The 14,146-nt window shown below is 34.5% G+C and carries 14 protein-coding genes; all 14 read right to left on the reverse strand.

Annotated features, from left to right (window positions below; all coding sequences use genetic code 11):
- Positions 1-449: 449 nt before the first annotated feature.
- Positions 450-1,817 (reverse strand): sensor histidine kinase, encoded by a 1,368-nt coding sequence (locus RDV49_RS06960; RefSeq protein WP_003007326.1) that lies wholly within the window; start codon positions 1,815-1,817, stop codon positions 450-452.
- Positions 1,808-2,467: a response regulator transcription factor gene (locus tag RDV49_RS06965; RefSeq protein ID WP_003007324.1), complete on the reverse strand. Its 660-nt coding sequence runs from the start codon at positions 2,465-2,467 to the stop codon at positions 1,808-1,810. Before RDV49_RS06965 ends, RDV49_RS06960 begins: the two co-directional genes overlap by 10 nt.
- A gap of 72 nt (positions 2,468-2,539) precedes the next feature.
- Positions 2,540-3,280 (reverse strand): lantibiotic protection ABC transporter permease PcfG, encoded by a 741-nt coding sequence (pcfG, locus tag RDV49_RS06970; protein WP_003007322.1) that lies wholly within the window; start codon positions 3,278-3,280, stop codon positions 2,540-2,542.
- The gene (gene pcfE / locus RDV49_RS06975; RefSeq protein WP_003007320.1) at positions 3,280-4,020 is read right to left on the reverse strand and encodes a lantibiotic protection ABC transporter permease PcfE; all 741 of its coding nucleotides are present in this window, start codon (positions 4,018-4,020) and stop codon (positions 3,280-3,282) included. Before pcfE ends, pcfG begins: the two co-directional genes overlap by 1 nt.
- A gap of 4 nt (positions 4,021-4,024) precedes the next feature.
- Positions 4,025-4,726: a lantibiotic protection ABC transporter ATP-binding protein PcfF gene (pcfF, locus tag RDV49_RS06980; protein WP_003007318.1), complete on the reverse strand. Its 702-nt coding sequence runs from the start codon at positions 4,724-4,726 to the stop codon at positions 4,025-4,027.
- A gap of 287 nt (positions 4,727-5,013) precedes the next feature.
- Entirely contained in the window at positions 5,014-5,613 is a 600-nt protein-coding gene (locus RDV49_RS06985; protein ID WP_037607900.1) for a hypothetical protein, read from the reverse strand.
- Between the two features lie 540 nt (positions 5,614-6,153).
- Positions 6,154-7,635 carry an LA2681 family HEPN domain-containing protein gene (locus RDV49_RS06990; protein WP_003007314.1) on the reverse strand — a complete coding sequence of 494 codons (1,482 nt, stop codon included), beginning with the start codon at positions 7,633-7,635 and terminating at the stop codon, positions 6,154-6,156.
- Positions 7,622-8,644, reverse strand: a complete 1,023-nt coding sequence (locus tag RDV49_RS06995) for a hypothetical protein (RefSeq protein WP_003007312.1) — start codon at positions 8,642-8,644, stop codon at positions 7,622-7,624. The genes RDV49_RS06990 and RDV49_RS06995 overlap by 14 nt, the downstream gene beginning before the upstream one ends.
- 406 nt (positions 8,645-9,050) lie before the next feature.
- Entirely contained in the window at positions 9,051-10,034 is a 984-nt protein-coding gene (locus RDV49_RS07000) for an acetylxylan esterase (RefSeq protein WP_003007311.1), read from the reverse strand.
- Between the two features lie 105 nt (positions 10,035-10,139).
- The gene (locus RDV49_RS07005; RefSeq protein ID WP_037607897.1) at positions 10,140-10,907 is read right to left on the reverse strand and encodes an alpha/beta hydrolase; all 768 of its coding nucleotides are present in this window, start codon (positions 10,905-10,907) and stop codon (positions 10,140-10,142) included.
- Positions 10,908-10,972: 65 nt separating this feature from the next.
- Positions 10,973-12,544 carry a signal recognition particle protein gene (gene ffh / locus RDV49_RS07010; RefSeq protein WP_003007305.1) on the reverse strand — a complete coding sequence of 524 codons (1,572 nt, stop codon included), beginning with the start codon at positions 12,542-12,544 and terminating at the stop codon, positions 10,973-10,975.
- Between the two features lie 18 nt (positions 12,545-12,562).
- The gene (locus tag RDV49_RS07015; RefSeq protein ID WP_003007304.1) at positions 12,563-12,778 is read right to left on the reverse strand and encodes a hypothetical protein; all 216 of its coding nucleotides are present in this window, start codon (positions 12,776-12,778) and stop codon (positions 12,563-12,565) included.
- A 2-nt stretch (positions 12,779-12,780) separates the two neighbouring features.
- A complete protein-coding gene (locus RDV49_RS07020; protein ID WP_003001435.1) occupies positions 12,781-13,113 on the reverse strand; it encodes a putative DNA-binding protein in 333 nt (110 codons plus the stop codon).
- An 80-nt stretch (positions 13,114-13,193) separates the two neighbouring features.
- Entirely contained in the window at positions 13,194-14,138 is a 945-nt protein-coding gene (locus RDV49_RS07025; RefSeq protein WP_003007300.1) for a 3-oxoacyl-[acyl-carrier-protein] synthase III C-terminal domain-containing protein, read from the reverse strand.
- Between the last annotated feature and the right edge of the window lie 8 nt (positions 14,139-14,146).

The raw sequence follows: 14,146 nt of genomic DNA on the forward strand, positions 1-14,146 counted from the left end.
TCCTATATGTAAAAATATCTTAATAATGCGCTATCTAGTTGCTTTCCCTAATAATAAAATTAAAATGTGTCTCACCGTATCTGAAAGCTGATAAACTAAATCGTTCTAAAATTCAGTTGATGATTTAATAATCATATCAATTGTTTTCATACTTTCTACTTTCCTAATCAACTTTCAAATATATAGCGTTTTCATTTTTTTCTTATCCTATTATATCATTATTCAAAATAAAAAACTGTAACTTACTAGTTACAGTTACTCACAGATTTTCTTCCGTTCCTTCAAGAAATTTATAAGTTGACTTTTAGAATTTGTTCAGTTATCAAAGTTCATTTAGCTTTCTACTATGTACGATTCTTGCTTGATAGCGGAGTAAATTTTCTATTCTACACCAAAAGCAAAAAGGATATATTTTTAATAAATTCCATTTGAAAACAATTCCTGTTCTATTATAGTAATGGTAATTCTAACTTTACACATGCACCATGTTTATTCGAGTTGTTTTCTAATATGATGCGTCCATTATGTAATAACATTATTTTCCAAGAATTATATAAACCTAAACCATAGTTTGTAGCTGAATGTCTACTCTTATCTCCACGGTAAAATTGCTCCGTTCCTCGTTTTAAATCCTCATTAGAAAATCCTGGGCCTTCGTCTATCACAGATATTGAAAGTATATTATCTGTAGTCATTATTAGTAATTCAATGTTGGATTTGTCTGGTGAATATTGAATAGCATTACTAAATATATTTTGAATGACTCTTTCAAATAATTGTACATCTATCATTACATCTGAATCTTCACAATTAATAGATTTAGATATAGTACGGTCATGTATTAGTGTAATCTCTCTCGCTATTTCACTAACTCTTTCGATTATTTCTGACACCTTTACTTTTTTTAAATTCAACGAGTTTAATTTAATTGACTGATTCATCTCCATCAGAGCTTTTGTATAATCTGATATACGTGTTGAATTTTTTATAATGTACTCTACATAATCTTTTTGTTCATCAGTTAGATCAGTTACCTTTAACAATTCAGCATTACCTTGGACAATAGAAACCGGAGTTTTTAAGTCATGCATTAATGCCGATATCTGACTTCTCTTATTCTCTTCTTTAATCCAATTTTCTCTTAATGAATCACTTAAGGCTTTTTTCATTATATCAAGGCTATTTAAGACATCATTAAATTCTTTGATATTTGAACTTCCTATTTCAAAGTCTAATTCTTGGTTGGCGATTTTATCTGATGCCTCTAGCATTGGCGATAATTGCCTTGTTATTCGTTTTGCCCAGATTAGAGTAGCCACAAATGCACTCATTAAAAAGAAAATGATTAATAAAAATATTAATAGTAAATCTACACTAGGGAAATATTTTTCCATCCAATCATTATTGTAGTGTGGCTCTAGTGAATAATGGATTAATACATATCCATCATTCCTTTTAAATTCTATAAATGAAGAATATGGAGTTGAAAATCCCTCATGATTGTGAAAATTCTTAGCTTTCAGTTGAATAGCTTCATCCATATTAGTTTTTATCACTTCACCATCTGGCGATAAAAACATATAGCTAGCTCCTTTAGGTATCAATGCTTCATCAAAATCTATTTTATTTAAAATTTTATATTTATTTTCTTGTAATAAATTTTCTGTATGGTTAGCCGGAAGAATCAAACCAACACTATAAAACGCTGTAAAAGTTAATAAAGCTAGTACGATGGCACATCCTAAACCAACTCCAACAGTCATTAAGTATTTAAGAAATACTATTTTGAGCGACTGTCCTTTTCTAATTAATTCCATTTATAACCAATCCCCCAAACTGTAGAAATTGGATTTTCACCAAATTTTAAGAACTTTGCTCTAATATTTTTTACATGTTCTGATATGGCAGAAGAATCACCAATCCCATCAAATCCAAAAATCATTTCATATATTTGTTCTCTTGAAAAAACTTGTCCCTTTCTCTTTGCTAAAAGTTTCGAAATTTGATACTCAGACTTTGTCAGATGAATTTCTTCTTCCTTCACAAATACTTGATTGGAGGATAAATCAAATCTTATATTCCCTAGGTTTAAACTCGAATGTTTTTCTCTTTGTTCTCTTCTCAGATGAGCTTCTACCCTTGCTAACAATTCACCAACACCAAATGGTTTGGTAATATAGTCATCTCCTCCACTTAATAAGCCATCTACTATATCCGTTTCCATTGCTTTTGCAGTTAAAAAGATAATCGGACAATCCACTTTGCTACGTATATTTTTACAATAGCTGATTCCATCAACCTCTGGCATCATTACATCAAGTAATATTAAGTCATATTTCCCCAAACTATTTTCATCAATATCTACCGTGGTTTGGTAAATATCAACAATATGATCTCCTTTTATTAAAATATTCTTGATTAGAGTCAGCATATCTAATTCATCATCTATAACAAGAATTCTTGCCATACCAAACCACCTCCATATTTATAAATATTTTATTATTATACCATATTCCATTTACAAATACATTTAGAGCTATTATTCACTGATCGACTTTCCACCCCACCTATTGAACCATAATAAAGAGCCAGTAAAAATGACTACTGTAATAGGTATTGCTACATATCCCCACATGGTAAACTCTTTAATTAAATATGAGCTATCAGCCAATTCACTACCAACAATATATGTTGCAGATAATCTCGATGACCAAGTACAAGGTAAAAAATACCAGATGTTTTCACCTAAATTGGTTATTGAAAGTAAAGCAATCAATGTTTCTACAAATCCCAATCCAATAGATGCACCACCACCTAACATAATTGATACCCATAAATGAATCATATATGTAGATAAACATCCTATAAAAACTAATAATAATTCAATTAACCAAGCCATAGTCCGTTGATTACCAAATAGCATTGCAAATATAAAAACTGCTAAACTTATAGAAAATAGGAAACTCAATAAGAGCATTATAAGTTTTCCGCCATAAGCCTTGCTTCTGGATTTTGTAGTTGATAGAATCACTTGAAATCGTCCAGCACTTGCTTCCATGTCAACAACCTTAGATGTAATAACACCACAGATTATTGGTAATACCGCTCCTAAAAGTACAAAATAATTTTTTATGATATCCATATCAGAAAAATTTTTTAGACTTGTCATAGTTGCTGCCCCATAGAAGAATAGGGCATATAAAACAGGTAAGATAAAGTGAGCCCATGGAACCCATGTATGCTTCAATTTATAAAACTCTGATTTTAATATATTCATCATTACTTCACCTCTTGCTTAGAAAACCATTTTGCAGTAATGAAAGTCAATAATGTAAACAAACATATTGATAAAATACAAGGAACAAGTAAGGATGTGTTTAAAACCATTGGATTTGATACTTCTGTTGGAACACCGTTCGGTAAAATACGCATAACGGGTACCATCAATCTAATCCCCCAAGAATAAGGGCAATAAATCCACATAGAACCGTCAGCTAACAAAATTCCTACCACAAGACCTAATACAGCATTTACTACAATGCTTGCTATAAACCCAAACTTTTTAGCCAGGAAAAAACAAAACGGAACTTGCCATATGTTAGTTATAACCAATAATACACTTGCGAATAACAATGTCGTGAATGCATAGTTTCCTGTTAATTGTTCTCCAATGAAAAATTGAAAAACAAATACTCCTAGCATATGCAAAATAGCAGTTATACTTAGATAAATTGAAGCTGTTAATATTTTTGAAATCCATATCTTTTTTAAATCAATATTGAGTGGAAAAATTGCTCGGTAGTTTAATTTTCTCTCTTCTTTTCTATGCATCATTGCAGGTATTAAAGCGAAAGTTGCCGGCATTAAAATAACATACCACCAATTGTATGCGTTTATGCTAAAATATGATGGCATTAATACAAATGCATTTAGTAAAGCTATAATCGGGGCAATGAGTAATATCTTCAACAAAAAGCTATGTTTGTGTTTCAAATTTTCTGCAAAAATATAATTTTTCATTAAGCTACACCCTCTTTCCATTCTTTACAACATCCATAAAAAGTTCTTCTAAATTTTCATTATGATTAATTGTGTTTTGATATTTTAATTCTCCATCATGTATAATTCCTATATGATCAGCAGTTTGTTCCACTTCTGCTAAAATATGACTAGACAGAATTACTGTTATTCCTTTTTTTGGAAAGCTTCGTATTAAATCTCGTAATTCTTGAATTCCTAATGGATCTAATCCGTTTGTCGGTTCATCTAGTATCAATAGTTTAGGATTATTTAATAAAGCAATTGCAATACCTAATCTTTGTTTCATCCCCAAAGAAAATTGACCGCTTTTCTTTTTTCCGGTATTTTTTAAATCTACAATTTCTAAAACTTCATCAATTCTTGCTTCAGGCAATCCAAGTAATAATGTTCTAACTTTAAGATTTTCTCTTGCACTTAAATTTTCGTATAAGGGTGGCATCTCGATTAAAGCACCAATATCTGATAAATCATTTCTACTCCATTCATGTCCTTCAAACATAATTTTACCTGACGTCTTGTGTAACATACCTGTAATCATCTTTAATGTCGTAGATTTACCTGCACCATTAGGTCCTAGTAATCCATACACTGAATTTTCCTCGATTTTTAAAGACACATTATTTACAGCTTTTTGTTTTCCAAAAACCTTTGTTAGGTCATTTGTTTCTAAAATATATTTGTTCATATTTTATTCCTCCTTTAATTTTGTAAATAGTATAAAAAATATTTTTAAGGATTCTGTAAGGAAAAAATATTTTTCAAAAAGTAGCAAGAAAATTCTAATTTATTAAATGTTTTGCATTTTTTTCTTTAGTCTTTTATGTCATATTTCATATACTTCATAAATAAAAAAGGCAGAACCAGAGTTCTGCCATAAATAACCATTATTTATCTTACAACTTCAATCTCCACCTTGCTCTAAATCAAATTTTAAGGAATTGAAGTATTCTCTTTCTAATCCTATAGATAGGCCTATTCTGTTCGAGTTTCAGCTAAATATATTCCCCATTCAGCTAATTCTTCAGGCAAATCATAAACAGTTTTTCCATTACATTCATAGATTTCAGAGATTCCTGGTGAAGTCTTAGAAAAAGTTTTCCAAGCTGTCACTAGTTCTTCTACAAATTGAATATCATGAGGTTCAAAAAAGTCATTAAATTTCGATAGTTCTTTACTATAAATTGTCACAACATTATAGCTATCAAGTATGATCTCATCATGACTTTTATGCCCACCAAATCCAAACTTACTTAGTCCATCATTAACAAGCAAATCACCGTATCTAATCAACAGTGCTAGACATTCCTCTCTTGAACAACCATCAATATAATAAACATCCTTATGGGATTCCTTAATAATATTCTTTGCTATCACTTTTTCTCTATCAATACTGACAGGCAATTCCAAAATAAAAAACAAGGGCTCGTCATGAATCGCAATAAAGTGTTGAAAAACCTCTAATATTTTTTCTGCGTGTACATTCGCCATCAAATGATGTTCAGTTAACTTTGTAAATGATTCAAACAGGTTTTCTACCAAGCTAACTCGGTGACCTTTTACTAAATTCAACATTATGTGTCCTCCAGAGAATTTAAACAATATACACATTTATAATTTCATTATACGATTAAACCCTTAAAAAGACTGCAACTTCCCAGTCACAGTCTCTTATAAATCTACCTCAGTTCCTTCAAGGAAAGTTATTACAATTTGTCCAGCTTCTGAAATAGATTGATAGCATGTCAGACTATAGTATCCAGAAGCCCAACTTGAACTATTACTCTGATTCTTACCCTCTATTCGATTAGAGAAGCTACCTTCACGCTTTTCATTCTCCCTTTCGTTCAAAGGTTTCTAATCTTTTACAAGCAGTGATACCGCCTCAACATGGGTTTTAGAGGACTAAATGGAGTCTGAATTGCCTGATAGAGATGTAGTATTGATTAAGCAATCAACAAATAATGTACAAAACAAAAATAAAGTACACTGCTTAATGAGTGTACTTTATCCTTCTAATTCAGTTTTATCAATGGTTTAGCTCTAGTTAAGTCGATTAGTTAAATGAATTTAGACTATTGCTTTTTATAACGACTATAAATTGTATGCTCAATGCTATAATTTATCTTCCGAATCTACTTCTTCATAATTTATCGGAATTAAAGCAACTTCACTGCTTAGAGTAGATTGTTTTTCATTTTCACTTATTTGAATTGCATTTTTGAGTGAAAAAATAACTTCTCTTACAAGATTTAATAAATCTAATGTACACTCTTGCAATTCAAATTCAGTTAGATACAATCTACTTTCGTTATTATCTACACTTCCATCAAAAAAATTCAATGTGATATTAGTAAACCTATGCTCTAAATAATTTCTAATAGTTTTTAATCGCTTTGAGTGTGGATTTGCTGTCAAAGAATTATTACCATTTTCAAAATCTTTCGATATCCAAAATATAGATGATAGACCAATATTCTTATCCAACAACTTACCTAAATTGCTATCTGTTCTCCAAATTGAATGAAAATTTACTTGTCGAGTCTCAATTTTTAAAGAATAATATTCATTTATAAACATTCCTACTTTATCTAATAATGAATATAGTGTTTTAAAAGCTGCTTTTAATCCTTCTACTCGGATAGAATATTGTACGTATTCTAGACAATCAATAAGGTCAACATTCTCATCAGCATAATGAACCGAATCAACCTCATTGCTATTAAAACAGAGGTAACGCGCATAAACATATTCTTGCTTAATTTGATTAAACATAGAAATATATTTGTTTAAATCTTTATCCGATTGAAATAATAAACTTGGTAGTAAAAGATTGTCATCATATCTATTTATATCGTCAGCTTGTAAGTCATTAAGTGGATTAAGATATAGCCCGTTGTTCCAACACCATTCACGATACTTTTGTGAATTAGGATTATAATCAATGTTTTTACAAGAGCATTCATCTAAATCTTTATAATCAAGATATTGTTCGTAAAGTTTAATAAAATGCTTTTCTGCATTATCAACTTTGTTTGGATCTAAAACAGTTATGCTTGTTTCAATTAAATTTTTAATTTTTTTAATAAAGTGAAGGTGTTCGTTATCACTCAAAAAATTACGATAATGATGTAGAGAAATAGCCAAGTTACCACAAGCCATTGTGAATCTTGGATTGATTTGTATACATTTACAATACATCTTAATAGCTAACTGCTTTCTACCACAAGCATCTAATAAATTTGCATAATTAGTGTAAAGTGAACATAATAATGGGAAAACAAACCTACTGTTCTCAGAATTTATATCAACGTTATTTGAAATTTCTATAGCTTTTCTAAAGTAATAAATTTGTTGAACTGTAAAATCGGTATCTATGTTGAAAACTAAGTTATCACTTAGTTCAAATATATCAGCGTATGCTGTCCCAATAGAATAAAATAATTGAATTTTGGAAATATCATCAATAGTGTTTTCCATATTTTTTCCAAATTCTATTAGTCTATAGATTTCCTCTATATTTTTATGTTTAAAAGCATTATCGAAATCCATTGACAATTTAAGTACACTATGATTAATTGGATTATTTGTTAACATCTTCACCCCAAACTAAATATTTCGATTTTAAATTTGATTTTCCTTTATTTTCCTGTTCTTCAACTAACATATCAGATAAAAACTCTTTTATCATGTCCCAATTAAAATTTTCTTTAAATCCTCTACTACCATCAGAAGGAACATTTAATGAAAATGTTGCAAATACGGTTTCACAAGTTCTTCTTGGAAATTTTGCTAAGTAAGAATCAAAAAATGAATTTGAATACCTATAATGATGGCTATGAATAAAGTCTTTCCATGTATTTAGCATAGTCGCCTCGTCTACAATATCTATTACAGAAACTTCTTCAAGTGGTCGGTCTTCAATATTTCCCCATGCTTTTTTCATTAAATTAACAGCATCTACATCGCTCTTAGGAGCACTGTATCCAAAAATAGTTAACATATATGAATGATCGACAAAGTAATCTAATGCTTTCCAACACCAATTTATGTATCCATCAGAAGAATAGTCTTTGTTTTTTACGGGATACAATAATTTTGTTGGATTTAATTTTTTATAACATGTTGGGCAATAGTAACCTACTGTTCCAAACTCAGTATGTTCTTCACAAAAACCGACAGCTACATTCCCATGTAAACAAAGAATTTGTGGCAGGTTCAGAGTAATTTTTGAACAGCGAACATAAGCTTGTATAAGTAAAGGGTCCCAATTAAACGTAGCTATGCAATCTTTATTAGTTAAACTTAATATTAAAAGATCATAAATTGTTGGTTCTTCAGGTAACTCCAACGAAGCAAAATAATCATAAAGTCTTTCTTCTAGTTTTCTAACTATTTCGGAGCACTCTTCTCTCTCAAATAATTCTGAATAGATATCCTCTAAATTTTCGCTCTTTGTCTGTAATTCAACACCAGCAAGAATTTCTTCTAAATTAAGTTTTTTTAGCAATCCATTCATAACTGAAGAGCTTTTCCCATTTTTATCACCATCTGGAATTGCTGCAATAGTAGCACCAGCGCCTAGAATAACTGTATGCGATCTCATCTCATTTCTCCTGAAAGTCTTTTGACACTATTATACCACTGTATCTACTTTATCTATGCTTCAAATACTATTATTATAGCCATAATATTTTTAATAAAATGTACAATTGAACCGTCACTTCTTCTGCTGTTACTTGAGTAAAAAATGTACAAATCAATTTATTAGATTTGATAATATGATGAACTATAAAATATACAAAATACCACTCCCGAATAATGTACAAAACAAAAATAAGGTACACTTTTTAAAGAATGTACTTTATGCTTCTAATTCAGTTGTATCAATGGTTTAAGTCTTGTTTAGTCAATTGTACATAAACTTTTAGTTTTCTTTCTATACTAGATCCCTTTTAAACACAATAAAATCAGCAAACCTCATGGATTTACTGAATGTTTTCTTCTATAATTTATTTTTCTACATATCGAAATGGAATCTTGCTACCACAGAGCCAATTATAGACTCGATCATTAACTTGAACATTCATAGCTTCGTGGGCATATTCTGGCATGATTAAATGCTCTTTTGGACATTCTAATCGATTATAAATGGCATACTGTGTCTCAGGATAACAGACATCATCATCTAGCCCGGTAATCATGTGAACCTGTCCTTTGATACGATGCGCAAAATTTTTCACATCAATATAGGCTAAAGTCTGCATCAAACGATCTTCCGTTTCATGGAATGGATCATGGAACTTGAAATAACGGAAAAGCTCGTCATAGGCCTCGCTGGTGTTCCCAATCTCTAATACACGTCTGAAATCCGATAAGAATGGATAAATGGCTACAGTTCGTTGGATTCGGGGATTCAATCCAGCAGCAACCAGAGCTAGGGCACCTCCTTGAGAGGCTCCGTAGCTAGCAAGTCTGCTGTCGTCAACTTGAGGGAGGCTGGCTACAATTTCAATTAACTGGTAAAGATCTAAGTAGATATCCTTATAAAAGAGCTGGTCCGGACCTTCCACAGCTCCACGTATAATCTGTCCTTTAACCGTATTTCCAAGTGGTGAGCGATCTCCGTCAGTTGAATAGCCTGACTGCCCTCTCACGTCCATAGACACAACACCATAGCCGGCTACTGTATAAGCTAACATATCAGCCCAATCCCAACAACGTCCCATATAGCCATGAAAATGGAAAATAACGGGAACTTTTTGATCCGTTTTTGGAAGGATCATTCTTGAATAGACAAGGCCATTTCTAGTTCCTTTAAAGGTTAATTCATAACAAGCGACATTTGGAATGTTGAAATCTCGTTTTTCAAGCTTGTATTCAGGCAGTTCAGTCATCTTTGCTAGGGCTTGATTCCAAAAAGCATCAAAATCTGCGGGAACATCATCCCGTCCCTTGTAAACTTTCATTGTCTCTAGTAACTTAGGATCTTTCATAAAATCCTCCTTAGGTATGTGTAATCGCTACAAAAAATGTACCATATTTACCTAAGGATTGCAAGAGACAAATAAAAATTACATAACCGAAATTATGTAATTTAATTATAGATTCAAAAATAGACTTAATTGTTTCACTAGATCTGGATTAGTGGGTAAAGCTGAATGATGAGCCTTGCGACCGTTTAAATTCACTTCTGTATAGGCTTGTTTCTCAAAAATAGATTGTGCTGCTTGGGCACTAGAGAGGGGAACGATGCCATCTGATTTTCCAGCAAAGCTACCAACAAAATTAAGAACTTCTACTTCTTTTCCCAGACGATGCTTCCATGTTTGAAAATCGTCATACATCTCTTGATTGAAACGGTAAGGACTTCCAATAATAGCCAACTTGGTTACGGTTACCTTCTTTTTCTCTAGAAAGCCACTTTCCAGTAAACCAGTCAAAACCAATCCTCCATTGGAGTGCCCGACTGCCTTAAACTCTGTAAAATGATAGTGATCAAGAAGGTAGGTAAGAGCGATCTTAAGGGATTCGATTTGCTGCTTGATATTGCTGTAGCCATCACGATTATTCTCAAAGCCAATCACAATCATTGGATTCGGCTCTTTCGTATTCAGTCTTCCTTCCATCTCTATAGAATCATCTTTATTGACCTTTATTTTTAAGAGACTTTGCTTTTTTCTAGAAAAGCGATGGAGCATGCGGATGGTTCCGTTGAATCGCTGGATACTGGCTGAACTCCCAGGTACAAAGATAATCGGTCTGATGGGTGGTTTCTTCGATCCTTTAGGAAATTCAAAGGGCTTTCTGTGCGAAGAAAACAATCTTGTAAAGAAACGAATGACTTGTTGAAATAGTTTTTTTAACATCTTTCCTCTAGTAGTAGTTTCTAAAAGAACCCAGAACAGTGTGTTCCAGGCCCTCTTAGAAACGATTATTTCCGTTTTTTCTTATTTTTGCGCATTTGTTTGGCCATCTTGTTCATTGCCCGTTTCATCATAAATTCGCCGGCTTTTCCTTTGAGACCACCGCCAAACATTTGGCTCATATCAGGCATTCCAGCGCCTCCACCAAGAGCTGACAAGTCAGGCATGCCACCTTGTCCCATCAAGCCTTCGAGGGCAGACATATCAGGCATTCCACCAGGCATATTCTTCGGCATGTTATTTGGATTGAGCCCCATTTGTTTCATCATCTTATTCATATCGCCAGAGAGGACGCCTTGCATCATCTGTTTGGCTTGGTTAAAGTCCTTGATGAATTTATTGACTTCGACAAAGCTATTTCCTGAACCAGCAGCAATCCGACGACGACGGCTTGGATTTAACAAATCTGGATTTTCTCGTTCAGCTGGGGTCATGGATGATACAATTGCACGTTTGCGAGCAATCTCTCGTTCATCGACCTTGAGGTTCTTCATAGCTGGATTGTTGGCCATACCTGGAAGCATCTTGAGCAGGTCTTCCATTGGTCCCATATTTTGAACTTGGTCTAATTGATCAATGAAATCGTTGAAGTCGAAGGTATTTTCCCGCATCTTCTCAGCGAGTTCAAGAGAGCGTTTCTCATCGTATTCTTGAGAAGCCTTCTCGATCAGTGTCAGCATATCCCCCATACCGAGGATCCGACCAGACATACGGTCTGGGTGGAAGGTTTCGATATCCGTGATTTTTTCACCAGTACCAGTGAACTTGATTGGTTTCCCAGTAATCTGACGGACAGAAAGGGCTGCACCACCACGGGTATCCCCATCGATCTTGGTCAAGATGACCCCAGTCACTTCGAGCTGTTCATTGAACTCACGCGCCACATTGGCCGCTTCTTGACCGATCATGGCATCGACAACCAAGAGGATTTCATTTGGTTCAGCAAGGGCTTTGACGTCACGCAACTCGCCCATGAGTTTTTCGTCGATTTGCAGACGACCAGCCGTATCGATCAAGACATAGTCATTGTGGTTGGCTCTCGCTTGCTCCAAACCTTGACGAACGATCTCTACTGCAGGGACTTCTGTACCAAGTGAGAAGACAGGGACATTGATCTGTTGACCAAGGGTCTTCAACTGGTCGATGGCTGCTGGACGATAGATATCGGCCGCAATCATCAAAGGACGTGCATTCTCTTCCTTGACCAATTTGTTGGCTAATTTACCCGCAAAAGTTGTTTTACCAGCCCCTTGAAGACCGACCATCATGATAATGGTTGGAATCTTTGGAGATTTGATAATTTCTGCTGTTTCTGAACCCAGAATCGCTGTCAATTCTTCATCAACAATCTTCACGATTTGTTGGGCAGGGTTCAAGGTTTCGATGACTTCATGACCTACAGCCCGTTCGCGGACCCGTTTGATGAAGTCTTTTACAACAGGAAGGGCAACGTCGGCCTCTAAGAGGGCTAGACGAATCTCTTTGGTTGCCTCTTGGACATCCGGTTCAGAGATTTTCCCTTTCTTACGAAGATTTTTAAAGACGTTTTGTAAACGTTCGGTTAAACTTTCAAATGCCATACTCTTTCTCCTAGTTTTTCAATTCAGTGGAAATCGTCCGAAATGTTGCAAACATTCTAGTTCTTCGGGTGTGACTTCTTTCATGATTTCATTTGGATATCCCCAACAGCTAAAACCTATTTGCATAGCTTTGGAGATATCATTGGGCGAGATAATCTGTAGTCGAGTAGGAAATACTTCCTGTGCGACTAATAGTTTGCAAGGTATTCCTTGATAAATGACGAGACTGCCCATAATCACTCTCGATTGTCAATGCTTGATAAAATTTCAACCTGCTCTTGTAGAAAAGTATCTTCCGGATAGCGTTCTAAAATCTGATCAAAAATCTGGCTGCGTACAATGTAATCGGAATACATATGGAGTTTCATTTCGTAATCTTCCAAAATCTTTTCTGTACGTTTAATATTGTCATAGACCGCTTGACGGCTCACTCCAAACTCTTCTGCAATCTCAGCCAAGCTGTAGTCATCTGCGTAGTAGAGCTCGATGTAGTTCATCTGCTTGTCCGTCAAGAGCGCTGCATAAAACTCAAAGAGCGCATTCATTCGGTTGGTTTTCTCAATTTCCATACCTTTCATTATATCAAAAAAGCCCGCTAAAGACTAGCGGGACTTGATGCTTTTTGAGCTTGAAATAAGAGGATTCATCATTAAAGTTTCAGTGCCAACATATTGACCGTCATCCCTGCTGCAGTTCCCATCAAGAAGATGGTATCTCCTTCCTTCACATAGCCATGATCCAGTGCATAGGCTAGGCCGAAAGGTACGGCTACCGAAACCATATTTCCATAATCACTGACAATATTGAGGTACTTGTCTTTGCTGACGCCCAATTTGTCCATGACAAGTGGTAAGGCACGGCTTGCTTGGTGAGGAATAATATAGTCTACAGCATCTTTAGAAATGCCTGATTTCTCTTGGAATTCTTGGAACATTTCTGGAATAACACGGGCAGAAAGCAAAAGAATCTTCTTCCCTTTCATATCAAACATGAAATCAGTCTTGGTTGCTTCAGAGTACAATTTCGGATGATAAGCTGTCAAACCACCACGAATTTCAGTATCATGGGCTCCCTCAGACCAGGTACGTTGCATACTGGCAATGATTCCTTTATCTTCCTTTGTTGCTTCAAAAATAAAGGCTGCAGCTCCATCACTAAACAATTCAAAGCTTTCTTTTTGTTTAGGATTCAGCCCTAGGCTCCCTACTTCACTAGATACAATCAGAACCCGTTGGTATTCACCACCTTCAATCAGATAAGAAACAGTGCTTAAAGCAGATACAAAACTGGTACAAGTGGTATTGATATCCATAGCAGGAATCGTCAGTCCCTTGGCCACGCGCTCATGGATCAGAGCTGCTGTACAAGGAATGGGCTGAACGCCAACAGCACTAGCCGAAACCAGGCAGTCGATGTCTGCCATTTCAAGCCCCGCATGGTTTAAAGCCGCTTCAATCGCACGCGCTGCAAGATCAATCTGTGTTTCTTCTCCTTCTTTCACGCGGTAACGAGTCTGGTCTTTGAAAGTTACGGTATGAGCTGGAAGCGCTGTTCCATAGCCTTTAATTTGCAAATGTCTTTTTACAGTAGTCATAGGATTCT

It is taken from the genome of Streptococcus parasanguinis (assembly GCF_031582885.1).
Classification (GTDB): domain Bacteria; phylum Bacillota; class Bacilli; order Lactobacillales; family Streptococcaceae; genus Streptococcus; species Streptococcus parasanguinis_M.